Here is a 20,344-nt window from a genome sequence, read left to right as displayed (position 1 = left end):
TGATGGACACCATCGATTCTATCCTGTCACGTTATCATCATCATTTGTTCAGCGAAAAGCGCTATTCGCCGCGCACCATTGACAGTTACGAGCGCGACTTGCGCGATTTCATCCGTTGGCTGGAAAAACAGGCGGCTCCCGCCGAGGCCAGCATCAACGCCGTCCAAACTTGGCAAGTTCGCCAATGGATCAGCCACTTGCACCGTAATGGGCTGTCTGGCAAGAGCTTGCAACGCAAGTTGTCGTCGATCCGCCGTTTTTACCGTTTCCTGCTGCGGGAAGGGCTGATCGGATATAACCCTGTGGTGGATGTGCAATCCCCCAAACATGTCCGTAAGCTGCCGGATACGCTGGATGTGGAAACGCTGGACAAGCTGTTGGCGATCGAGGTTGATGACATACTGGCGGTGCGTGACCGGGCGTTGATGGAGTTGTTGTATTCCTCCGGCCTGCGCCTGTCGGAACTGGCGGGGTTGGATGTTGGGGATGTTGGACAGCAGCAGGTGCGGGTGTTGGGCAAGGGCGGCAAGCACCGTTACGTGCCAGTGGGCCGTATCGCCTTGCAGGCGCTACAGGAGTGGTTGCGTCAACGCGGTGTATTGGCGGCTTGCGGGGAAACGGCGTTGTTTGTCAGCAAGTTGGGAACCCGCCTGCATCCACGCAGTATCCAATACCGTCTCAATCATTGGCGCTTGCAGCAAGGGTTGGAGCAACATGTCCACCCGCACAAGTTACGCCATTCTTTCGCCAGCCACTTGCTGGAATCCTCCGGAGATTTGCGGGCGGTGCAGGAAATGTTGGGGCATGCCGACATCAGCACCACCCAAATTTATACCCACCTGGATTTTCAGCATCTGGCCAGCGTCTATGACCAGGCTCATCCACGCGCCCGGAAGAAATGATCACTCCGTCATCAACCAGATGGAGTGGATGGTGGCGGATGCGGATGCAATGGTGGTGGAGGTTTCCCCTTTGTTGTAGACGCCTGCTGTGGTCCCATCGTTGCTGATCACCTGAAAAACCATGCTGGCTGGCGCATTGGTGAAGGTGGCGAATTCGCGGGATTCAACCTCTGTCCACTGGATTTCAGTCAGGCCACCCAGCTTTTCCCCGGCGCTTTGCAGGTTTTCCCCTACCCTGACGTTTTGCTCGGTGACGAAACGGGGACTGAGCACCCGGATCAGGCTGGCGGCATGGGTGTTTTTGTCCAGCATGACGTTCATCAGGGTTTCGCCATTCAGCGTCAGGGTCATCCATTCAATGCCTTCGCCATCCAGCTCCACACCAGCGGCGACGCCGGGCATGGCGGCCAGGATTTCTGATGAAGGCATGCCTAGTTGCACAGGGCCAGCTGAACCTGCCGTAATGGTGTAGCTATTGAGGGCTGGGGCTGCTGATTGTTCTGCCAAGGGGGAGGATTTGTTGCTGTTGGCGTCCTCCCCGCACCCACTCAGCAACAGTGGCAACACCACGATGCCAATGCCCAATCTTGTCCGCAACATGTATTCGCTCCGTTTGCCATTATTATATTGGAGTCCCCCGCTTGAGTGCTCAGGCAGGATTTTCAAAGAACACATAGGATGTCGAGTAGTCGCTGAATTCGAAATAGACCCTTTTCTCGCCAGGATCCACAACGCCATTCAGATTGGCGTCAAGAATGCCGTAGCCAAAACGGTAGGGGCGTTCAGCATTACCCGTGGTACCGGATGCCGTGCTTAGTTTGTCGACTTTTAGGAATCGCCTGACCAGCTTGTCGCCTGCATAAACCTCCAGGACACCATTGACCCCAGTCCAGTTGTTGATTTCACGCCCGATTTTGTTTTGGGTTTCTTGTGTGCAGGCGGTCAAACCAGCCAAGAGGGCGAAGGTCAGAAAAAATACAGTCCATTTCATGATTGATCCTCGTAATCTTAATATCCCAGAATGCGTGCGGTACGCAGGTCGCCTTGATCTAGCGCCATCTGGACGGGGGTCTTGGGTGGATTGCCATTGGTGGCCGCTTTGGGGTCAGCGCCTTGTTGCCGCAGATAGTTGGCGATGTCCGGGCGGCTGAAACGGGCGGCATGGTGCAGCGGTGTCCAGCCATTGTTGGTGGCTGCGTTGACATTGGCACCATGGGCGACCAGCAATGTGACGGTTGGTAGGGAACCCGCTGCAACGGCGGCGTGCAGCGCGGTTTCGCCGGAAGCCGTCGCAGTCTTGGCATCAGCGCCTTGTTGCAACAGGTTGGCGGCTGTATTGGCATCGCCAGCCCGAGCGGCGTCCCACAGTTTTGTGTTCAGTTCTGCCTGGGACAAAGGGGGCGCTGCGGCTTGTGCGGCGGTTGCCGTTTCTGTCGGCGCTGCAACGGCAGGGTCAGTTGCAGTTTCTGTGCCGGAAGTTGGCTGCTGTGCCGCCAAGGTTTCTTTCTCCGGCGTGGTTGCGCCGCATCCCCCAAGACCCAAAGCCAGCAGTCCAGTCAAGAAAACCGTAGGGAACGCTCCAGGAAGGGTCATGCCGAAAGTGTTGCTGTTGTGCGCCATGTCAGTTCAGGTCAGTTTGGCAATGGTTGAAGAAATGTCTTGCTGTCCGTCCGCTGGTGCCGCCGCGTCCGATGGCGAAAGCCAATGCCTCCTGATGCAGCAACTCCTGATCTTGCACCCGGCCTTTGAATAATTTGTCCACGATGTCCAAATAGGTGTCTTTGTGCATGGTGCGGAAGGAAAGTGACAGGCCAAAGCGGTCTGCCAGTGACAATTTGTCTTCAACCGCTTCACCGGGGTGAATTTCACCGTCTATGTAGGTGGTGGCGTGGTTGTCGGACATGCGCTCCGGCATCAGGTGGCGGCGGTTTGAGGTGGCGTAGATCAGCACATTTTCCGGCGGCTTTTCCAGCGTGCCTTCCATGGTGCTTTTCAGCATGCGGTATTCGCCTTTGCCTTCCTCAAAGGTCAGGTCGTCGCAGTAGATGATGAAACGGTGGTGGGAATCAACGATTTCATCGGTAATATCAACCAACACGCCCAAGTCGTCCTTGGAAATCTGGATCATGCGCAAGCCATACGTATGGTAGCGGGTGAGGACAGCCTTGATCAGGGAGGATTTGCCAACGCCGCGTGCACCCCACAACAAGACATGGCTGGCTGGCTTGCCGCGCAGAAAATGTTCAGTATTGCGGAATATGGCGTCTTTTTGCTCGTCAATGCCCAATAGTGTGTCAGGGTTGACCAAATCCACATTGCGGATGGGTTTCAGAAAGTGCCGATTGGAACGCCATACTGCTGCGATAGTGCTGCGCCAGTCGATCGTCAGTTTGCCAAAAGCCATTGTTGCTCCCTTGGGTAATGTGCTCGCCGGTTTGGTAGCCACCAAGTTTAGCCGTTTCCACAGGAATTTTCCGCTGCTTTATGGCTACAGGTGATTCAGGCAGCCCCGAAAGGGCAGCCATACGCCATTTTTTCGTGGTGATTGCCCCTCTCCGCAATCACCATGGGCCTAATGCCGCCAGTCATACGCCAGCAAACCCAACCATTCGTGCAGGGCTGTCTGGCTGCGTGACAGGGCGGTTGCTTGCGGTGTCCACCACATCCATTCATGCCGCCAGAAGTTGCAACTGCCATAGGTGGTGGAGGCGGGGAAATATTGCACCTGCCGGTTGCTGAAGGCGCGCATGGCGCGTGGCATATGCCAGGCTTGGGTGACCACCCAGGCGGAATGGATGCCTGCTTGCGCCAGTATCCGGTCGGAAAACTCGGCATTTTCCCAAGTGGTGTGGCTGCTGCTGTCCTGCCAGCGGATGGGGGCCTGGAAAGTGTTTGCCATGATTTCCTGCATGAAGGTGGCTTCTTGGTCAGTGCCGGACACCAGGATCGGCAGGCCGGTCTTGCGGTGCAGGTAGGCGGCGTAATTGAGGCGCTCCAGTTCGGTGCTGGCACTCATCTTGCCGTCGTATTCGACCGCCTCCAGGTTGCGCCCGGCACCCAGGACGACTATGGCCTCCGGCAATGGCTGTTGGAGCCAGAGTTGCGGGACGGGCGGATACTGTTGCTCCAGTTTGCCCATTAGGGCTTCCGCCACGACCGGCAGGCTGAACGCCACCCCTTGCAGCATCCCAATCACCAATACCACAAGCACGGCGCTACGCCATTTGTACAGCAATAGCGCCAATAACAGGAACAGCAGCAGGTTGCCCGGTGGAAGCAGCAGGAATTCAAGCGTGCGGCTGAACGCAGCGTTCATTCGCTGTGCAATACGCCTGCCGCCTGCTGGTCGGCATGGTAGGAGGAACGCACCATCGGCCCGCTGGCGACCTGGGTGAAGCCCATCGCTTTACCAATTTCCGCCAGTTCCGCAAATTCCGCTGGGGTCACAAAACGGTCAACCGGCAAATGGTGGCGGCTGGGTTGCAGGTATTGCCCCAGCGTCAGCATGTCGCAGTCATGGTTGCGCAAATCCTGCAGGGTGGCGACCACTTCCTCCTTGGTTTCGCCCAGCCCCAGCATCAGGCCTGATTTGCTGGGGATGTGCGGGAACAATTTCTTGAACTCCCGGATGAGGTTGAGCGAATACTGGTAATCCGCGCCGGGGCGGGACTGTTTGTACAGGCGAGGCACGGTTTCCAGGTTGTGGTTGAAAACGTCCGGCGGGGCGGTTTCGAGGATTTGCAGCGCGATTTCCATGCGTCCCCGGAAGTCGGGGGTCAGGATTTCGATCTTGAGGCCGGGGTTGAGCGCACGGGCTTGCTGGATGCATTGGACAAAATGCTCCGCGCCGCCATCGCGCAGGTCGTCGCGGTCAACCGAAGTGATCACCACGTAACGCAGCCCCATTGCCCGGATGGTTTCCGCCATATTGAGCGGCTCATTGGCGTCCAGCGGCAGCGGCTTGCCATGGGAAACGTCACAGAACGGGCAGCGGCGGGTGCAGATGTCGCCCATGATCATGAAGGTGGCGGTGCCGTGGGTGAAGCATTCGCCGAGATTGGGGCAGGCGGCCTCCTCGCAGACCGTATGCAGCTTTTGTTCGCGCAAAACCGCTTTCAGGCGCTTGACCTCTGGGGTGGTGGGCGCTTTGGCCTTGATCCAGGCCGGTTTGCGGCGGAATTCGGTGGTGGGTTCAACCTTGATGGGGATGCGGGCAACCTTATCCGCGCCGCGCTCTTTATGGCCGGGTTCTTTGCGTTCCATGATGGTTTGTGGGTCTCGTTTGGTGGATGGTCGGCACATTATATGCCGGATTTTCTTTGCACGTATAAACTGTTTGTTTCGGTAGGGATGTCCTGTTTTCACGTGCTATGGGAGGCTTTCAGGCGTGATGGCGGAATTCTGCGTATACTCATGCTGACGCAAGTTGTTGGATGGGGTGAGCGCATGCCTTTGAACCTTTATATTTCTCTGTCAGTTGGTATTTTGGTGCTGCTGGTGCTGGGCGGCGTGTTGTTTTCCGCCTTCTACAAGCGGGCGCAAAAAGACACCTCGTATGTGCGCACAGGGTTTGGCGGGGAAAAGGTCATCATGGGCGGGGGCGCTTTTGTGCTGCCTGTCCTGCATGAAATGCTCCCCATCAATATGCAGACCATGAAGATTGAAATTGCCCGCGCCCAGGAACTCGCCCTGGTGACAAAAGACCCACTGAGGGTGGATGTGACGGCGGAATTTTTCCTGCGGGTGGCACCGGATGAAAGTGCCATCAGCACGGCGGCGCGCGCGCTGGGGCGGCGCACCCTGAACCCTGAGCAGATCAAGGAGTTGTTCGAGGCTCCCTGCGTCGCTGCGTTGCGTTCGGTGGCTTCCGGCATGGAGCTGGATGAATTGCACCAGAAGCGCGCCGATTTCGAACACAACGTTGAAGAGGCGGTGAACGCCGAATTCCACAAAAACGGGCTGGAGCTTGTTTCGGTTTCCCTCACCCGTCTCGACCAGACTGACAGGGGTTATTTTGACCCCAATAACTCGTTCGACTCACGCGGCCTGACTATTCTGGAGCAAATTGTTTCCGATAATGAAAAGCGCCGCAACAACATTGCCCAGGAAACCGCCGTCGCGGTCAAGCAGAAAAACCTTGAAGCCACCATCAAGAAGGAAGAGATGGACCTCAAGGAAAAGATGAACCAAAACGAACGCAAGCGCCAGAAAGAGGAAAACGATGCCGAAACCCAGCGCCGGATTGAAGAGATCAATATCCAGAAGGATTTGATGATCGAGCAGGCGCAGCAACAATCCAATATCCGTCAGGCGGAGTTGGAGCGCGAAGTGTCGCAAGCCTGGATTGAAACCAACAAGGTCAAGGCCGAATTCGAAAAGTTTTCTGAAGCGGTTAGGACAGCCCGTGATCAGGCGGAAGCGGAGCGTGCCCGGTTAGTCGCCTTGATCAGTGCGGAAGCCGAGGCGGAACGCCAGCAAATTATCGCCAAAGCCAATGCTGAGGTGGAAAAGCTGGCGGCGCAGGCGGCCCAAATCCGCTACGGGATTGAGGCTGAAGGCAAGCGCATCTTGAACGAGGCGGCCAACCAGCTTTCGACCGAACAAATCGCGATGCAGGTCAAGCTGGAAATCGTCAAGAGCTTGCCGGACATTATCCGCGAAAGCGTGCGCCCGATCGAAAACATCGAGGGCATCAAGATCATGCACATCGATGGGCTCAATAATGCGCTGGGCGGTAGCCGCAGCAATGGGGTGGGTGGAAACGGCAGTGGCGGTTTCGCGGCGAGCGGCGGCAATGGCGGCGGCAGCTTGGCGGATCAGGTTGTGGACAGCGCCTTGCGCTACCGCGCACAGGTTCCGCTGATTGAAACCCTGTTGGGCGAGGTTGGTTTAAAAGGCGGCTCCATTCAGGATATGACCCGGGAACTGCGTGATGACATCCGCTCAGGGGAGCGTAAGCCGGAGAGCGGCAGCGGCGCTGCGCCGAACCCTGCACGGGAACGCGAGGAGCCGGTGATGGCGGATGAGGACGATGACGCTTATTACCGCGAAGGCCGCCATTAATGTTCACGTTTTTTGCGGATGGCTTTTAACTCGGCAAATATCCAGCGTTTTTTCCAATCCATTTGGTCTTTTTCCCATTCCCAGCGCAGTTCCCATTTCCACTGCCAACGCCATTGGATCAGCTCCTGCAACTGTTCCTGTGAAGAGAATCGGTCATCCGGTGTGCATTGTTTTGGTTTTGTGTGGCCGTTGTCGCCGCTGCTTGCGGTTGCTTGGCTAGCGTCAGGTGGAAGCGGTGGGGAGGGTGTTTCGGATATGGCGGTGGGTGATTGTATCTGTTTGATCTGCTGGTTTATCAGGGATTTGATATTGTCTTCCGTATTGCCATTGGGGGATGGGTTTTGGTAGGGAAACCCTGATCTGCCGATACTTGGGGTGGCAATTGCCGTCAGTTGGGGACTGGGCAGGCATGCGGGATCGGGGCTGCCAAGCCTGCTGTGACGCGCCGCCTTGCTGGTTGGGCTAATTGTGTTTCCAGTCATCTTGCCGCCCTTATCTCCACTCACTGTTTTGAAATTAGTAAAGATTTTGGCCTATTAATTGTCGTCTCGATAAGCGGCTATAGAACTGTGACGAGCGGTTGACAGATGATAAAAAAGTTGCACGATCTAATAGTTTGAATATATAGTTTCGCTTAAATTAGTGTCAAACTCATAAGAGGTCAGGGCGGCATTCACTAGGCGTTTGCATTTGCTAGTTTTTTATCTTATTGAAATAAATAAATTTTTACTTTTTTGAAAAACTTCTCGTTGAGGGTGAAGGATTATTTTCATGCTATATCAATTACTGTATCCGATGTACAGGAATACGGATTTGTCAACCCGTTTCCGAAGGCGTCGGTTTGAAATGATCCGCCAGGTGCTGGGTTTGCAACCTGGGCAGAAAGTTCTTGAAGTGGGGTGCGCCAGCGGCGTGGATTTCATGCAGTTTGCGGATGAGTATGACGCTACAGGCGTCGATGTCCTCAATTTGCCCAAAGTGTGTGATTTTAATTTTCAGCAGTTGGATGCGAAATCATTGCCGTGGCCAGACCAGTATTTTGACGCGGTGGTTTCAATCGGCGTGTTGGAGCACATCCAGCCAATGGATCGTTTGTGCGCGGTAAGCAGCGAAATCCGCCGGGTGGCGAAGCGTTTTTGCATTATCGTGCCGTCCAATGGCACCTGGATAGAGCCGCACACTTGGTCGGTATTTTGGCAAATGCGGGGGCAGCACAGTAAGTCGCCGTGTTCACATGAACTGAACTATTTCAGTGATGAAGCCTGGCTACAATTCCCAGGCTTTACGGGTGCGTCGACCAAACGTTACTGGCATGTTCCCGGCATTCAGAACCTGATGATTTTTGATCAGCCGCAGGGCCCTTTCTTTCCTGCTGAATAGGGCTAATCGCCAGCGATTGCCCCCACGACTTTGAACGGTGTTTTGGCGACAGCCACTGCTGCGCCGGTCGCAGCGCCGACTGTTGCCCCCGCCACGCTGCTGGCGACCTGCACTGCACAGCCTTGCAGGGTGAACAATACACAAATGATGAATGTGATTCGCATAACGATAGCCCTTTAAATTGTTTGTTGTGGATTTTTGGAGCCGCCCCCTCAAGTGAAGGGAAGGGGCGGCTAGGTGTATTATGCCGTTTCTTCTTTCTTGGAAGCACGCTTGCGTTCGTGCTCCAGCAGGAACTTTTTGCGGATACGGATGCTTTTCGGGGTGATTTCCACCAGCTCATCATCGTCGATGAATTCCATCGCCTGTTCCAGCGTCATGCGGATTGGCGGCGTCAGGATCAGGTTTTCGTCAGTCCCGGCGGCACGGATATTGGTCAATTGCTTGGCTTTCAGCGGGTTGACCACCAGATCGTTGTCACGGCTGTGGATGCCGATGACCTGGCCTTCGTACACTTCTTCCGCGTGGACAATGAACATGCGCCCACGTTCCTGTAGGTTGAAGATGGCGTAAGCCAGCGCCTTGCCGGTGGCGTTGGAAATCAACACGCCGTTGTGGCGTTGGCCGATCGCGCCTGGCTTGACCGGGGCATAGTTTTCAAAGGTGTGGTAAATCAGGCCGGTGCCGGAAGTCATGGTCATGAAGTCGGTCTGGAAACCGATCAGGCCGCGTGACGGCATGGTGTATTCCAGGCGCACCCGGCCTTTGCCATCTGGGGCCATGTCTTTAAGTTCGGCTTTGCGTTCGCCCAGCGCTTCCATCACCTTGCCTTGGCTCTGCTCTTCGATGTCGACGGTGACGTTTTCAAACGGCTCCATTTTCACACCGTCAATTTCACGGATGATGACTTCCGGGCGGGAAACGGCCAGTTCGTAGCCTTCGCGGCGCATGTTTTCGATCAGGATGCCGAGGTGCAGTTCACCACGGCCAGAAACCTTGAATTTTTCCGGGTCAGCGGTGTCCTCGACGCGCAAGGCGACGTTATGCAGCAATTCCTGCTTGAGGCGCTCATTGAGGCGGCGGGAAGAGGTGCCGGTCTTGACTTCCTTGCCCGCAAACGGGGAGGTGTTGACCTGGAAGGTCATGGTGACGGTGGGTTCGTCCACACTCAGCGGCGGCAGTGCCACCACATTGTCCGGGTCGCACAAGGTGTCGGAAATGTGCAGTTCGTCCATACCGGAGAACGCAATGATGTCGCCAGCCTGCGCTTCATTGACTTCCACCCGGTCGAGGCCGTTGAAGCCGAGGATTTTCAGGATACGCCCGTTGCGCACATTGCCGTCGGTGTCAATCGCCTTGACCTGGGTATTGGTTTTGACCTTGCCTTGCTTGATGCGCCCGATGCCGATAATGCCGAGGTAGGAGTTGTAGTCGAGCTGGCTGACCTGCAACTGGAACGGGGCATCCACATCCACATCCGGGGCGGGCACGCTGTTGATGATGGTCTCGAACAGTGGGGTCATGTCGCCGCCGTCGACGGTCTCTTCCAGACCGGCGAAGCCGTTGAGGGCGGAAGCGTACACCACCGGGAAATCGAGTTGCTCGTCGCTGGCGCCGAGGTTGTCGAACAGTTCAAACACTTGGTCCATCACCCAGTGGGGGCGTGCACCAGGGCGGTCGATCTTGTTGACGACCAGGATCGGCTTCAGGCCGTGGGCGAAGGCTTTCTGGGTGACGAAGCGGGTTTGCGGCATTGGGCCATCCACGGCGTCCACCAGCAGCAGCACGGAATCGACCATGGAGAGCACGCGCTCCACTTCACCGCCGAAGTCCGCATGCCCTGGGGTGTCGACGATGTTGATGCGGTATTCGATGCCATTGCTGGGGTTGGTCCAGCGCAGGGCGGTGTTTTTCGCCAGGATGGTGATGCCGCGCTCTTTCTCCAGCGCGTTGGAGTCCATCATGCGTTCGGAAACTTCAGCACGTTCGCCGAGGGTGCCGGATTGTTGCAACAGTTTGTCCACCAGGGTGGTTTTCCCGTGGTCAACGTGGGCGATGATGGCGATGTTTCGCAGGTTCTGGATCACAGCTAAGGTACTCAATGAATTCATGAAAGGCGCGATTATACTTGGAATATGTTAATTTTCTAATGAATTTGCGAATCCTGGGGGGCGATATCAGGCAGGCCATGCAGGGCGGCGATTTTTTTATGGTATCGTTAGAAAAATAATCAGGTTGTTGAAGTGAAGGCCATACGATGAGTTCTCAAGCAAATGCTACCGTGACCGCTGTTGACCTGCGTGCCGTCAACGACGGCAACATGTTTATCCGCCGCCTGAAGGCGGATGCAGGTGTGGCGGAGCCGGTCTACCGGCAGTTGGAGCGGCAGATAGTCCAAATGATTCAGGCCGGGGAGCTGGGTGAAGGCACCAGCCTGCCATCGGAGCGGGCTTTGGCGGAAGCCCTCAAGTTGAGCAGGACAACGGTGCGCCGCTGCTATAACGAATTGCGTGAACAGGATTACATCAGCACCCATGGCCGTGCTGGGGTTATGGTTAAGTCGCCTCCCTGCATTAAGCCGGAGTTGGGCAGGCTCAAGGGTTTTACCGAGGAAATGCGGGAAATTGGGATGGTGCCATCCACCCGTTTGCTGTATCGGGAAATCGTGACGGATGGTGCCATTGCTTCCGTGTTCAACAGGCCATCCACTGCACGCTTCCTCAAGCTGGTGCGCCTGCGCCTAGGGGACGGCCAGCCCATGACGCGGGAAGTCGCCTGGTATGACCTTGCCTGCGCCCCGGCAATGGCGGAATGGGATGTGGAAGGCTCGGCTTACCAGTTCCTGCAACAACAATGCGGCGTGACCTTGAGCAGCGGCGAGCAAAGCATTGAAGCAGTCATGAGCACCCAGGAAGAAATGGAGGCGTTCGGTTTTGCTGAACCAGGCCCTTGCCTGTTGCTTAAACGCAAGACCTATGCCACCACGGGACAAATGGTGGAGTATGTGGAAGGGGCATTCCGGGGGGATGCCTATACTTACCGGATTAACCTGACCATGGGTCGGCCAACGGCAGGGAGTGGTGTGGCCTCAAGCAGCCGGTAGGCTTGCCTGCATAAAGCTTTCCACTTGTTTCAATCTGGGCAACGCCGCCACAACTCCTGTGCGGGCAGCGACTTGTGCGCCACAGGCATTGGCAAAACGCAGTGCGGGTGTCAGGGCATGGCCAGCCAGCAGGGCGCAGGCCAGCCCGGCGGTAAAGGCGTCGCCTGCCCCGGTAGGGTCAGCCGCCTCAATGGCCCAGGCAGGCACATGGTGGCATTCCCCGTCAGCTTGCCGGGTCACGCAGCCTTGCTCCGCTAGCGTGATCACCAGCAGCTTGCCTTGCCAATCCAGCGTGGGCAGGCATCGCAACCAGTCGGCAATGGTTGGTTTCTGGTTAGGTTCAATGCCAAACATCGCCATGGCCTCGGTTTCATTCAAAACCAGAATATCTGTTAGCGGTAATAGTGCGGGGTGGGGTGTGCGCCAGGGTGAGGGTGCCAGCAATGTGGGGGTGCCATATTGCCGGGCAAGCAGGAAGGCTTCCAGGATGGGCGCATCAGGAATCTCGAACTGGGCGCAAACCATTCGGCATTGCCCCAGCTTTGCAGGGCCTGCCCGGACGTGGGCGGCATCCAGCCGTGCATTCGCACCGGGGTAGATGGCGATCACGTTACTTCCGTCAGGGGATACTAGGCCAACACCGAAACCGGAGTTGTCGTCTGTCAGCACAATCCGGCTGGTATCCATGCCTTCGGTTTGCAGGAACTGGAGCAACGCCCGTCCGGGGGCATCATCACCGATTGCGAGCAGGGTTCCAACCTGTAGGCCCAGCCGGTGCATTCCCACTGCCAGGTTCAGGCCCTTGCCGCCGTGTTCCACCCACAGGCGGTCTGCTTGGATGGATTCCCCCGCCTGCGGCAAACGCCTGACCGCTAGGCTGTTGGCGTGGATATAACTGCCCAGTACCAATACGTCCATACCTTCCTCCCTCTGCTGTTTGGCAGGATTTTAGGTGGAATGCAGGCCGGTGGGCAGGTTTTTCACTGCTAGGGAAGAGGAATCAAGCAGCGGCGGCAAGTTTCTAAAATTTGATCATTGCAGCCTGATATTATTGGTATTATATTGGTATGCGCTGATTGTGTGAACGTGCCCCATATGCTGTGGAAACTTACTCTGACACCCTCGAAGGCCGCGCCCGCAACCGCCGGGTTGAACTGATGCGGCAACCCTGACTGACCCAAGGAGTGATCTATGAAACACCTGTTTGTTATGACTGCCTTGCTTGCCCTGTTGCCGCCAGCCTTTGCGCTGGACGCGGCTTGTGAACCCATCCTCAAATCCAGCGAGGCCAAGCTGGGACAGCCCGCCTGGCATTCAGTAACCGAAAGTGGCGGCATCAAACTGGAGGCCATCAAAGTCGATGGGAAATTTTTCATGGCAGATGATGGCAAATGGAAAAAATCCCCCATGAACCTGGATGAAGCTGAAAAGATCGCCATCAAGATGTTGCAAGACGGCAAAATCAAGGTGTCGGATTGTAAGGATGAAGGTTCCGAAACCCTGGATGGCGTGGAAATGAATGTGCTGGGCTATACCACAGAAATACCAGGCGTGCCTGCTGTCGCCACCAAACTCTACATCGGCAAGGATGATGGGCTGCCGTACAAATCCACATCCGACAAAACCACCGCGACTTACCAATACAAGGGGGTGGTTGCGCCGACATTGTAAGGGTTGGCTGCAACACCTGCCCACCCGCTGTGATGAGTATGCGAATGATGCCGTGCAACAATATGCCAGGGTGCAGCACGATTTCTCTGGCACACTGGCGTGTTCGCCCGCGCTAAACCGGAACGTCACTGCGCATTGCCGAGGAGCACTGATTTGCGCCATTTGCGAAATCCCCTGCCCAACATGTTGGAAACGCCGTAGACTTGCGCCTTTCACATGTGTTGCTGGAGCCTGTGATGGAATTACCGATTACAACCCATTACGATATGCTGGGCGGCGAAAATGGGGTGCGGCGTTTGGTCAACCGCTTCTATGATTTGATGGACGAGTTGCCGGAAACTTGGGAGTTGCGCAAAATTCATGCGCAAGATTTGCAGGGGGCGCGAGACAAATTGTTCAAGTTCCTATCCGGTTGGTTAGGCGGGTCAGGGCTTTATGAGGCGGAATATGGCCACCCGCGCCTGCGGTTGCGCCACATGCCATTTCCTGTCAATACGCAAATGCGGGATCAGTGGTTGCTGTGCATGGGCATGGCGCTGGATGAACAGCTGCCCGATGAGTTGTTGAAAAGCCAGTTGAAATCGGCCTTTGCCAAGGTTGCGGATCATATGCGTAACCGGGCTGGATAATAAAAAACCTTCGAATAGAAATAATGAATAACAATTTTATACATTTCTGCTAAATTTAGTTAGGCATAGACATAATTGAGGATAAAAGGATGAATAAATATTTGCCGTCGGTGAGTTTGGCTATTTTGCTTTGTAGTGGTGCCGCCCTGGCGGGATCGGCCAAGGCACCGTATGTGGGTGCAGGCTTGGGCTGGAATTCTTCATTGGATGACAACTCCCTGAATGTTGCTTGTGGTGTCAATGGTGTGGCGTGCCGGGAGGTCTGTGATACGGACAAAGCGGTCAATGTGTATGCGGGCTATCCATTAAGCCCCAATTTGGCGGTGGAAGCTGGTTACACGGATATGGATTATACCGCCCGTCTGGCGGATTCCACCGGGGCAGCAACAGGCACCCAGCAATCCCGCGCCTTGAGCTTGAGTGCAGTCGGGCGCAAGCCATTGACTTCAAACGTTAACCTGTATGGGAAGCTGGGCGGGGCAGTGTGGAAGAGCAAGGTGAACACAACGGTTGGGAATGCGTCGGATACGGGCGTGTCCCCAGTGGTGGGCGCTGGCGTGGAATACAACTTCAGTGAACATTGGGGTGCGCATCTGGGTTGGGACCGTTTCTTCAGTGTCGGCGATGGTTCGAAGCTGATTGAGAATGGCACCGCCCATACGGTGAAAGATGATGTGGATACCGCGATGGTTGGCTTGCACTATAACTTTTAGGCGTATTGCGCAAGTCTGATCTGTTGCTGGCCGGATCACAGCGTGGCTGTTATCCGGCCTTTTTGTGCGCGGGCAACATGCTCATCCACGCTGGCGGCGGGTGACAGCCACTTCCGAATATTCATCCCCCATCGCCACGCATTTGCTTTGCTCCGCCCAAAAAGAGTTGGGTGAACGGTTGATCCGGTAGTAATAGTCCAGATCCAGGTTGGGGCGTTGGGTGATGTCGCCTTCATACAGCAGGTTCATCAAGGAAGCGGCCACCCCGTTCACCAGGTAGTCCAACGGGTGGTCGGCGTAGCCAATCCAGCGCAGGTAGCCAAGCGATTCGTAGGGTCGCCATACCCGTAGCAGCAATTTTTCTTCGGGAATTAGCTCCATCACCCGCCATACTCCCCAGCCGAGTGCATTGATGACGGCAATGATGCCATGCAGCCAGTCCTCTCGGGTCTTGATCATGGGCATGACCAGCCCTTCCCAGGCCTCCGAGTTCATGATGCCGCCCATGGTGTTGAAGCCGCAGATGTGACCGGCTTCAATCAGCAGGGTGCGTGACAGGCTCATGCCTTCCAGGTTGATGTACTGCTTGTAATAGAACAGTGCGGGGTAGTCGTAAACCAGCAGGTCAGCCAGGATAGGGCGCTTTTGCAGGACATCCGCCAATTGTTGCTCAAGCCGGTAGGAAACCAAGTTGTAGTAATCGGCGTAGTGGCGGGTCAGCTCCACCCCGAAAGCGGGTATCAGCCCTTGCTGGTTGCCATATAAGGGTGCTTGGCTGACGCCATTGATGACCGTGGCCTCGTCGATGTTGCTGGCGGTGGTCCGTTCCGGGATGACGGAGTTCAGGCCGGGAGCTTCCTGAAATGCAGGTGTTCCGTTGGTAAGCTTGAACAAGTATTCAAACTCGTCACCGCCGACATAAATGTGGAAAGTGCTTTGCTTGCCTTTGAGGGAAATGGCTTCGGTGGTCAGTTCACCGCTGAATGTTTCCCCGAAGGCAGCGGAAAGCGCGCCAATGGCGAAGCCCAGGTCAAAATACTCGCCTGCACCCCGGCGTTTCTCAAAATTCAACGCCAATGCGCGCCCGTAATGGGAGGAGCAGGTGCTGAGGTCGAATTCGTTTTTGCCGACTGCCGTCTTGACGGTTTCCAACAGGGGCAGTAGGCCGAAGCCGCAGAAACGGTAGAGTGATTCTGCGTAATGCAGGCGGTCTTCCAAGTTCATCTCCGGGTACTGCTGGAAATGCGCTTGTAGGCCGAGAAAGGTGACTTCAGCGGCAGCATGAATAAGAATTTTCTTATTGTCGATATGCCGACAGTTTTCAATGGTGTTCTGCAAGGTGCGGTTGTAATGGTTGCAGTGGAACACCATCGGTTGGTTGTCAATTTCACAGACACCCGACACGGGGTCTGTAACCGTAATAACATCTACACTCATAGCGATCTTCCTCTGGTGCCTGAAATTATTATTTACCTGATAAGTCAGTCAAGTATAAAAATCACGGGCGAAGGGCGCTACTTTTTTTGGTTGCTTACAATGGGGGTAAGCGTAATTTTTCCGCTTCAATCCATGCCTGGATTTGTTGGTTGATGGCGTCGGCCTTCATGCCCTGGCTGCTGAAGGCAGGGCCAATGCTGACCGTAATGGTGCCGGGCCACTTGATCCAGCCATGGCGTGGCCAGCTTTGTCCGGCGTTGTGCGCCACTGGCACGACGGGAAAGCCGGAATGGGAAGCAAGGATTGCGCCACCAATTTTGTAGGGGACGGTTGTATCGGGCGCGACTCGGGTGCCTTCCGGAAAAATCACCACGCTGAGGCCATCCTCCAGCAACGCCTTGCCTTGCTGGGACAGTTGTTTGACCGCGGCCCGCCCCGCCCCGCGGTCAATGGCGATTGGCCGGATCAGGCGCAAGCCCCAACCGAAGAAGGGGATTTTCAGCAATTCCTGTTTCAGCACCCAGCTCAGTTGTTGCGGGAAAATGCAGGGCAGGGCAAGCGTTTCCCAGGTCGACTGGTGGTTGGACATGAGGATGAAGGCGCTGTCTGTTGGGATATTGTCCAGCCCCCAGACCTGATATTTCACGCCACAACTGGCTTGCAGCCACCACAGGTTGAAGCAGTTCCACAGGATGACGGCCGGGTAGCGGTATTTCAAAGGAAACAGCCACGCCAACGGTGCCAGCATGCCTGCCAACAAGGTGCTGAGGGCAAAGCCGATCCAGAACAGGGTGGCGCGTGCGCCCAGCCAAAGCGTGTCCAATGTTTTCATGCGGTTGGGATTCCGGTAAGCGAGAGCGAGTCGGCATAGTCTGCCAGATTATCAAACACAGGTATATCGGCGGGTAAACGGCCATCCGCCAGGGTGCGCTCGCCTTTGCCGGTGCGGACTTGCACATATGCGGCACCGACAGCGGCGGCGGCCTGCCAGTCGCGCAGGGAATCGCCGACGACGATAGCTTGTTTCAGGTCGGTGTGGAGGCGGGCGGCAATTTCCAGCAGCAAGCCGGGTTTGGGCTTGCGGCAATCGCACTGGTCGGTGCTGATGTGGGGGCAGTAGGCGATGTGGTCGAGCTTGCCTCCTTGTTCCGCCAGCAGGCGGCGCAGGTGCGCATGCATGGCCTCAAGGGTTGCGGTGTCGTAGTAACCACGGGCGATGCCGGATTGGTTGGTGGCGACCGCCAGCGTATACCCGGCTTTGTTGAGCTTGGCCATCGCTGCAATGCTGCCGGGGATGGGAACCCATTCTTCCAGCGACTTGACGTAGGCATCCGAGTCTTCATTGATCACGCCGTCGCGGTCGAGGATGATGAGCTTCATGCCTTTGCCTGCTCCAGCAGCGTGTGCAGCTTGCGTAACGCCTGGGCGCGATGGCTGATGCGGTTCTTTTCTTCCGGCGGCAGTTCGGCGGAAGAACAGCCATGCGTTGGCACGTAGAACAGCGGGTCGTAACCGAAACCGTTGGCACCACTGGGGGCGGACAGCACCCGGCCTTCCCAACTGGCTTCAGCGATGATCGGCAATTGGTCGTGGGGGTGGCGCAGGTAGACGATGCAGCAGTAGAAACGGGCGCTGCGCTGTGCTTCCGGTGTGTCTTTCAGCGCTTCCAACAGTTTGGCGTTGTTGGCGGCGTCATCACCGTGCTCCCCGGCGTAGCGGGCGGAATACAACCCCGGCGCGCCGCCGAGCGCATCCACCACGATGCCTGAGTCGTCCGCCATGGCGGGCATGCCGGTATGCTGTGCGGCATTACGCGCCTTGAGCAGAGCGTTTTCGACGAAGGTCAGGCCGGTTTCTTCCGCATCCTGTACGCCAAGTTCACTCTGGCGCACGAATTCGAGGCCGAGGTCGGCCATCATGGCGTTGAATTCACGCAGTTTGCCTGCGTTGCCGGAAGCCAGGACGATTTTTCTGCTCATGCCTCCAGCACCTCCCGTTGCGCCTGCATGATTTCGCGGATGCCCTTTTCCGCCAGTGCCAGCATGGCGTCGAGTTCGTCCCGGCGGAAAGCGTGGCCTTCAGCGGTGCCTTGCAACTCGATGAATTGACCGGCTTCATTCATGACCACATTCATGTCGGTTTCGGCGTTGGAGTCTTCCGCGTAGTCCAAATCCAGCACCGGAACGCCGTTGTAGATACCGACGGAGACAGAGGCAATCTGGCCGTGCAATGGGTTTTTCTTCAGGCGGCGGTTTTTTTGCAGCCAGCTGATGGCGTCGCACAGTGCGATGTAGCTGCCGCTGATGGAGGCGGTGCGGGTGCCTCCGTCAGCCTGGATGACGTCGCAGTCAAGGGTGATCTGGTATTCGCCGAGCGCTTCGAGATCGACGATGGCACGCAACGCCCGCCCGATCAGGCGCTGGATTTCCATGGTGCGCCCGCCCTGTTTGCCCTTGGCGGCTTCGCGTGGGGTGCGGGAGCCGGTGGAGCGCGGCAGCATCCCGTATTCGGCGGTCACCCAGCCTTGCCCCTTGCCTTTCAACCATGCGGGCAGGCGCTCCTCGACGGTGGCGGTGCATAGCACCTTGGTGTTGCCAAATTCCACCAGGACGGAGCCTTCCGCATGGCAGGTGTAATGGCGGGTGAATGTGATGGTGCGCATCTGTTCAGGGGCGCGTTCGCTTGGCCTCATCAGGGTTCCTTTCTGTTGTTTTCAGGGGAGGGCTGATTATACGCATCCTTGGCAAGGGTTTCACGGGCAATGGATGCCAACGGGCCTGACCTATTCGCTGCGGCCAGTCAAGCGATGGGTGGCGTTGTTTTTTTGATGGGTGGGGATATTGTTGTTTGATGGCTGATTAAAAACTAAAAAAGCCAGCCCTGCCCATTGAGGGAGGAGCAGGGCTGGTTAACAGAGGAAGCGGAAAAAGCGGCCTGCTACTTAGCGCAGTAAGACAGGCCGAGAAGGTCGATCTAGCGAGCTTTTGTGCTGTGTTTGTCTAACACATACTCAGTCATGCCGCTTAATGTGATGAACAGGTCTGACTGTAGCAAGTGTGTGTAAAGTGTTGTTTCAAGCAATTCCGGCAGCAGGCGGCGCAGAGTGGATGCCTCAAGTACGAAGTAATCACCAGCATTGTCTGTTGTGGGGCTATTGCCGCGTTGTATCTGTCTCTGCTTGCCCATTTGGGACATCGCCAGAGTTGGCTGCGTTGCCAATAATCCTGCCAGCAAAACGGCAACAAGCAATAAGTAATTCTTATTAAACATGCTCTCATATCCTTGGAAATCATATCCTTACTGGCCAAGAAATCCCCCCCTCGATCAGCTGGTTACTAACTTAGCGGATATTGCTGCATTTGTAATCTTAGAAATTGTAAAAAAATGTAACAGTCCAATATTTGTGATTAATTATTATTCAAATAATTGGTTATAATTTGTTCGATATATTGGAACTCTGCTTCGAGAGCTGGCAAAAATGGAGGGTGCGACAAGGTGGTGAGTTCTTTGTTATGGATGGTTTTGAGGGAATCCTGCAAGGCATTGGTGCTGTAAAGGTGGGCTGTGGCTTTGAGGCGGTGGGCGATGGTTGCGGCTGCTTCCCAGTCCTGTTGGCGTAGGCTGGCCAAAAGTTCTTGCCGGGACTGGCGGATTTGCGGAAGGGCAAAGGAGAGAAAGCGTTGTGTCCCTTCTTCGCCCAAGGTTCCTAGCAATGTGTTCAATATGGGGTGTGTTTTCATGTATTCAGTGTCAGGCGGTAACCTTTGCGCCAGACGGTATGCAGGTATTGGGGCGCATCTTTGTCGTCGCCCAGTTTTTTACGTAACCGGGTGACGGCCATATCAATGCTGCGGTTCATCGGGTGATGTTCATTTCCGTTCAATGCATAGGAAATGTCGTCGCGTGTTAGGGTTTGACCGGCATTCTGACAAAAGAATAGCAATAAATGGCTTTCTAGTGTTGATAATTTGATCTGCGTATTATTGTTGAGCAGCTTTTCCTGTGTTGGGTCAAACAGGTAGTTGCCGAGCTTGATCAACTTGTTGTCCGCTATTTGGCGGTTGTGGAGGATATTGTTGACGCGGATCAGGAGCTCTTTAGGGTGAAAGGGTTTGATGAGGTAATCAGCAGCACCCAGTTCAAATCCCTTCACTCGATCATGCGCTGTCCTTTTGGCTGACAGGAGTAGGACGGGGATCTGTGGGTAGTGTGTCCTGAGCCAGCCTAACCAATACAGCCCATCTTTTCCTGGCATCATGATGTCCAAGATGATCATGTCGGGCCGTCGCTGTTGCAGGAAGTTGCCGATACCCTCCCCTTCCTTCAGGCTGTAAAGGTGATGGCCGTGTATGTTGAAATATTCTTCCAGCAATTTATGCAGAAGAACATCGTCATCAACGAGCAGAATGTGGTTTATGGTTTTGCCATTCAACGGTTTGCAGCCAG

General features: G+C 55.8%; 25 protein-coding genes. 7 read left to right on the top strand and 18 right to left on the bottom strand.

Annotated elements, in window-relative coordinates; genetic code table 11:
* The first annotated feature begins 2 nt into the window (after positions 1 to 2).
* The gene (xerC, locus tag VSS37_RS08920; RefSeq protein WP_324694488.1) at positions 3 to 902 is read left to right on the top strand and encodes a tyrosine recombinase XerC; all 900 of its coding nucleotides are present in this window, start codon (positions 3 to 5) and stop codon (positions 900 to 902) included.
* Here xerC and VSS37_RS08915 read toward each other — a convergent pair whose 3' ends face one another.
* From VSS37_RS08915 to lipA, 6 genes are all read right to left on the bottom strand, one after another.
* Complete coding sequence (locus VSS37_RS08915) at positions 903 to 1,502, bottom strand: hypothetical protein (RefSeq protein ID WP_324694487.1); 600 nt, start codon at positions 1,500 to 1,502, stop codon at positions 903 to 905. It abuts the gene before it with no gap.
* A gap of 49 nt (positions 1,503 to 1,551) precedes the next feature.
* On the bottom strand, positions 1,552 to 1,893 hold the full coding sequence (locus VSS37_RS08910; protein WP_324694486.1) for a hypothetical protein: 342 nt from the start codon (positions 1,891 to 1,893) through the stop codon (positions 1,552 to 1,554).
* 17 nt (positions 1,894 to 1,910) lie between these two features.
* Positions 1,911 to 2,522 (bottom strand): ankyrin repeat domain-containing protein, encoded by a 612-nt coding sequence (locus VSS37_RS08905; RefSeq protein WP_324694485.1) that lies wholly within the window; start codon positions 2,520 to 2,522, stop codon positions 1,911 to 1,913.
* 1 nt (position 2,523) lies between these two features.
* Positions 2,524 to 3,306, bottom strand: coding sequence for an ATP-binding protein (locus VSS37_RS08900; RefSeq protein ID WP_324694484.1), 783 nt, complete (start codon positions 3,304 to 3,306; stop codon positions 2,524 to 2,526).
* Positions 3,307 to 3,474: 168 nt separating this feature from the next.
* Positions 3,475 to 4,218 carry a YdcF family protein gene (locus VSS37_RS08895; RefSeq protein ID WP_324694483.1) on the bottom strand — a complete coding sequence of 248 codons (744 nt, stop codon included), beginning with the start codon at positions 4,216 to 4,218 and terminating at the stop codon, positions 3,475 to 3,477.
* Positions 4,215 to 5,165 carry a lipoyl synthase gene (gene lipA, locus VSS37_RS08890; RefSeq protein ID WP_324694482.1) on the bottom strand — a complete coding sequence of 317 codons (951 nt, stop codon included), beginning with the start codon at positions 5,163 to 5,165 and terminating at the stop codon, positions 4,215 to 4,217. The genes VSS37_RS08895 and lipA overlap by 4 nt, the downstream gene beginning before the upstream one ends.
* Positions 5,166 to 5,348: 183 nt before the next feature.
* Here lipA and VSS37_RS08885 point away from each other — a divergent pair, with 183 nt between their 5' ends.
* On the top strand, positions 5,349 to 6,965 hold the full coding sequence (locus VSS37_RS08885) for a flotillin family protein (protein WP_324694481.1): 1,617 nt from the start codon (positions 5,349 to 5,351) through the stop codon (positions 6,963 to 6,965).
* Here VSS37_RS08885 and VSS37_RS08880 read toward each other — a convergent pair.
* Positions 6,962 to 7,447 (bottom strand): hypothetical protein, encoded by a 486-nt coding sequence (locus VSS37_RS08880; protein WP_324694480.1) that lies wholly within the window; start codon positions 7,445 to 7,447, stop codon positions 6,962 to 6,964. The genes VSS37_RS08885 and VSS37_RS08880 overlap by 4 nt on opposite strands.
* Before the next feature lie 289 nt (positions 7,448 to 7,736).
* Here VSS37_RS08880 and VSS37_RS08875 point away from each other — a divergent pair, with 289 nt between their 5' ends.
* Positions 7,737 to 8,345, top strand: coding sequence for a methyltransferase domain-containing protein (locus tag VSS37_RS08875; protein ID WP_324694479.1), 609 nt, complete (start codon positions 7,737 to 7,739; stop codon positions 8,343 to 8,345).
* A gap of 2 nt (positions 8,346 to 8,347) precedes the next feature.
* Here the strand turns inward: VSS37_RS08875 and VSS37_RS08870 are convergent, their stop codons facing one another.
* Positions 8,348 to 8,509, bottom strand: a complete 162-nt coding sequence (locus VSS37_RS08870) for a hypothetical protein (RefSeq protein WP_324694478.1) — start codon at positions 8,507 to 8,509, stop codon at positions 8,348 to 8,350.
* A 78-nt stretch (positions 8,510 to 8,587) separates the two neighbouring features.
* Complete coding sequence (typA, locus tag VSS37_RS08865) at positions 8,588 to 10,456, bottom strand: translational GTPase TypA (RefSeq protein ID WP_445971476.1); 1,869 nt, start codon at positions 10,454 to 10,456, stop codon at positions 8,588 to 8,590.
* Positions 10,457 to 10,602: 146 nt separating this feature from the next.
* Between typA and VSS37_RS08860 the strand changes: the two genes are divergently transcribed.
* Positions 10,603 to 11,448 carry a GntR family transcriptional regulator gene (locus VSS37_RS08860; protein WP_324694477.1) on the top strand — a complete coding sequence of 282 codons (846 nt, stop codon included), beginning with the start codon at positions 10,603 to 10,605 and terminating at the stop codon, positions 11,446 to 11,448.
* Here VSS37_RS08860 and VSS37_RS08855 read toward each other — a convergent pair.
* The gene (locus tag VSS37_RS08855) at positions 11,434 to 12,366 is read right to left on the bottom strand and encodes a ribokinase (RefSeq protein ID WP_324694476.1); all 933 of its coding nucleotides are present in this window, start codon (positions 12,364 to 12,366) and stop codon (positions 11,434 to 11,436) included. The genes VSS37_RS08860 and VSS37_RS08855 overlap by 15 nt on opposite strands.
* Before the next feature lie 273 nt (positions 12,367 to 12,639).
* Between VSS37_RS08855 and VSS37_RS08850 the strand changes: the two genes are divergently transcribed.
* The 3 genes from VSS37_RS08850 (at position 12,640) to VSS37_RS08840 (ending at position 14,461) form a co-directional block, all read left to right on the top strand.
* Entirely contained in the window at positions 12,640 to 13,119 is a 480-nt protein-coding gene (locus tag VSS37_RS08850) for a hypothetical protein (protein ID WP_324694475.1), read from the top strand.
* A 236-nt stretch (positions 13,120 to 13,355) separates the two neighbouring features.
* The gene (locus VSS37_RS08845) at positions 13,356 to 13,748 is read left to right on the top strand and encodes a group II truncated hemoglobin (RefSeq protein ID WP_324694474.1); all 393 of its coding nucleotides are present in this window, start codon (positions 13,356 to 13,358) and stop codon (positions 13,746 to 13,748) included.
* Positions 13,749 to 13,837: 89 nt separating this feature from the next.
* Positions 13,838 to 14,461, top strand: coding sequence for an outer membrane beta-barrel protein (locus tag VSS37_RS08840; RefSeq protein WP_324694473.1), 624 nt, complete (start codon positions 13,838 to 13,840; stop codon positions 14,459 to 14,461).
* 81 nt (positions 14,462 to 14,542) lie between these two features.
* Here VSS37_RS08840 and VSS37_RS08835 read toward each other — a convergent pair whose 3' ends face one another.
* The 8 genes from VSS37_RS08835 to VSS37_RS08800 form a co-directional block, all read right to left on the bottom strand.
* On the bottom strand, positions 14,543 to 15,898 hold the full coding sequence (locus tag VSS37_RS08835) for a hypothetical protein (protein ID WP_324694472.1): 1,356 nt from the start codon (positions 15,896 to 15,898) through the stop codon (positions 14,543 to 14,545).
* A 94-nt stretch (positions 15,899 to 15,992) separates the two neighbouring features.
* Positions 15,993 to 16,730, bottom strand: coding sequence for a lysophospholipid acyltransferase family protein (locus tag VSS37_RS08830; RefSeq protein WP_324694471.1), 738 nt, complete (start codon positions 16,728 to 16,730; stop codon positions 15,993 to 15,995).
* A complete protein-coding gene (gene gmhB / locus VSS37_RS08825; RefSeq protein WP_324694470.1) occupies positions 16,727 to 17,278 on the bottom strand; it encodes a D-glycero-beta-D-manno-heptose 1,7-bisphosphate 7-phosphatase in 552 nt (183 codons plus the stop codon). Before gmhB ends, VSS37_RS08830 begins: the two co-directional genes overlap by 4 nt.
* Positions 17,275 to 17,877: an RdgB/HAM1 family non-canonical purine NTP pyrophosphatase gene (rdgB, locus tag VSS37_RS08820; RefSeq protein WP_324694469.1), complete on the bottom strand. Its 603-nt coding sequence runs from the start codon at positions 17,875 to 17,877 to the stop codon at positions 17,275 to 17,277. Before rdgB ends, gmhB begins: the two co-directional genes overlap by 4 nt.
* Entirely contained in the window at positions 17,874 to 18,590 is a 717-nt protein-coding gene (gene rph, locus VSS37_RS08815) for a ribonuclease PH (RefSeq protein ID WP_324694468.1), read from the bottom strand. Before rph ends, rdgB begins: the two co-directional genes overlap by 4 nt.
* Before the next feature lie 281 nt (positions 18,591 to 18,871).
* Positions 18,872 to 19,168: a hypothetical protein gene (locus VSS37_RS08810; protein WP_324694467.1), complete on the bottom strand. Its 297-nt coding sequence runs from the start codon at positions 19,166 to 19,168 to the stop codon at positions 18,872 to 18,874.
* Positions 19,169 to 19,305: 137 nt separating this feature from the next.
* Positions 19,306 to 19,638 (bottom strand): hypothetical protein, encoded by a 333-nt coding sequence (locus VSS37_RS08805; protein WP_324694466.1) that lies wholly within the window; start codon positions 19,636 to 19,638, stop codon positions 19,306 to 19,308.
* Positions 19,635 to 20,330, bottom strand: a complete 696-nt coding sequence (locus tag VSS37_RS08800) for a response regulator transcription factor (protein ID WP_324694465.1) — start codon at positions 20,328 to 20,330, stop codon at positions 19,635 to 19,637. The genes VSS37_RS08805 and VSS37_RS08800 overlap by 4 nt, the downstream gene beginning before the upstream one ends.
* Positions 20,331 to 20,344 lie beyond the last annotated feature (14 nt).

Source organism: Candidatus Thiothrix phosphatis, assembly GCF_035668035.1.
GTDB lineage: Bacteria > Pseudomonadota > Gammaproteobacteria > Thiotrichales > Thiotrichaceae > Thiothrix > Thiothrix phosphatis.
Note: the sequence above shows the minus strand (reverse complement) of the source record. Positions and strands in the feature narration are given on the sequence as shown.

Excerpts from the sequence above, each read along its gene's own strand:
- VSS37_RS08915 (WP_324694487.1), bottom strand. The coding sequence starts at position 1,502 with ATGTTGCGGACAAGATTGGGCATTGGCATCGTGGTGTTGCCACTGTTG.
- VSS37_RS08895 (WP_324694483.1), bottom strand. The coding sequence starts at position 4,218 with ATGAACGCTGCGTTCAGCCGCACGCTTGAATTCCTGCTGCTTCCACCG.
- VSS37_RS08855 (WP_324694476.1), bottom strand. The coding sequence starts at position 12,366 with ATGGACGTATTGGTACTGGGCAGTTATATCCACGCCAACAGCCTAGCG.
- VSS37_RS08835 (WP_324694472.1), bottom strand. The coding sequence starts at position 15,898 with ATGAGTGTAGATGTTATTACGGTTACAGACCCCGTGTCGGGTGTCTGT.
- VSS37_RS08830 (WP_324694471.1), bottom strand. The coding sequence starts at position 16,730 with ATGAAAACATTGGACACGCTTTGGCTGGGCGCACGCGCCACCCTGTTC.
- VSS37_RS08875 (WP_324694479.1), top strand. The coding sequence starts at position 7,737 with ATGCTATATCAATTACTGTATCCGATGTACAGGAATACGGATTTGTCA.
- VSS37_RS08860 (WP_324694477.1), top strand. The coding sequence starts at position 10,603 with ATGAGTTCTCAAGCAAATGCTACCGTGACCGCTGTTGACCTGCGTGCC.
- VSS37_RS08905 (WP_324694485.1), bottom strand. The coding sequence starts at position 2,522 with ATGGCGCACAACAGCAACACTTTCGGCATGACCCTTCCTGGAGCGTTC.
- VSS37_RS08805 (WP_324694466.1), bottom strand. The coding sequence starts at position 19,638 with ATGAAAACACACCCCATATTGAACACATTGCTAGGAACCTTGGGCGAA.
- typA (WP_445971476.1), bottom strand. The coding sequence starts at position 10,456 with ATGAATTCATTGAGTACCTTAGCTGTGATCCAGAACCTGCGAAACATC.
- VSS37_RS08840 (WP_324694473.1), top strand. The coding sequence starts at position 13,838 with ATGAATAAATATTTGCCGTCGGTGAGTTTGGCTATTTTGCTTTGTAGT.
- VSS37_RS08870 (WP_324694478.1), bottom strand. The coding sequence starts at position 8,509 with ATGCGAATCACATTCATCATTTGTGTATTGTTCACCCTGCAAGGCTGT.
- VSS37_RS08900 (WP_324694484.1), bottom strand. The coding sequence starts at position 3,306 with ATGGCTTTTGGCAAACTGACGATCGACTGGCGCAGCACTATCGCAGCA.
- VSS37_RS08880 (WP_324694480.1), bottom strand. The coding sequence starts at position 7,447 with ATGACTGGAAACACAATTAGCCCAACCAGCAAGGCGGCGCGTCACAGC.
- gmhB (WP_324694470.1), bottom strand. The coding sequence starts at position 17,278 with ATGAAGCTCATCATCCTCGACCGCGACGGCGTGATCAATGAAGACTCG.
- VSS37_RS08885 (WP_324694481.1), top strand. The coding sequence starts at position 5,349 with ATGCCTTTGAACCTTTATATTTCTCTGTCAGTTGGTATTTTGGTGCTG.
- xerC (WP_324694488.1), top strand. The coding sequence starts at position 3 with ATGGACACCATCGATTCTATCCTGTCACGTTATCATCATCATTTGTTC.
- rph (WP_324694468.1), bottom strand. The coding sequence starts at position 18,590 with ATGAGGCCAAGCGAACGCGCCCCTGAACAGATGCGCACCATCACATTC.
- lipA (WP_324694482.1), bottom strand. The coding sequence starts at position 5,165 with ATGGAACGCAAAGAACCCGGCCATAAAGAGCGCGGCGCGGATAAGGTT.
- VSS37_RS08845 (WP_324694474.1), top strand. The coding sequence starts at position 13,356 with ATGGAATTACCGATTACAACCCATTACGATATGCTGGGCGGCGAAAAT.
- rdgB (WP_324694469.1), bottom strand. The coding sequence starts at position 17,877 with ATGAGCAGAAAAATCGTCCTGGCTTCCGGCAACGCAGGCAAACTGCGT.
- VSS37_RS08850 (WP_324694475.1), top strand. The coding sequence starts at position 12,640 with ATGAAACACCTGTTTGTTATGACTGCCTTGCTTGCCCTGTTGCCGCCA.
- VSS37_RS08910 (WP_324694486.1), bottom strand. The coding sequence starts at position 1,893 with ATGAAATGGACTGTATTTTTTCTGACCTTCGCCCTCTTGGCTGGTTTG.
- VSS37_RS08810 (WP_324694467.1), bottom strand. The coding sequence starts at position 19,168 with ATGTTTAATAAGAATTACTTATTGCTTGTTGCCGTTTTGCTGGCAGGA.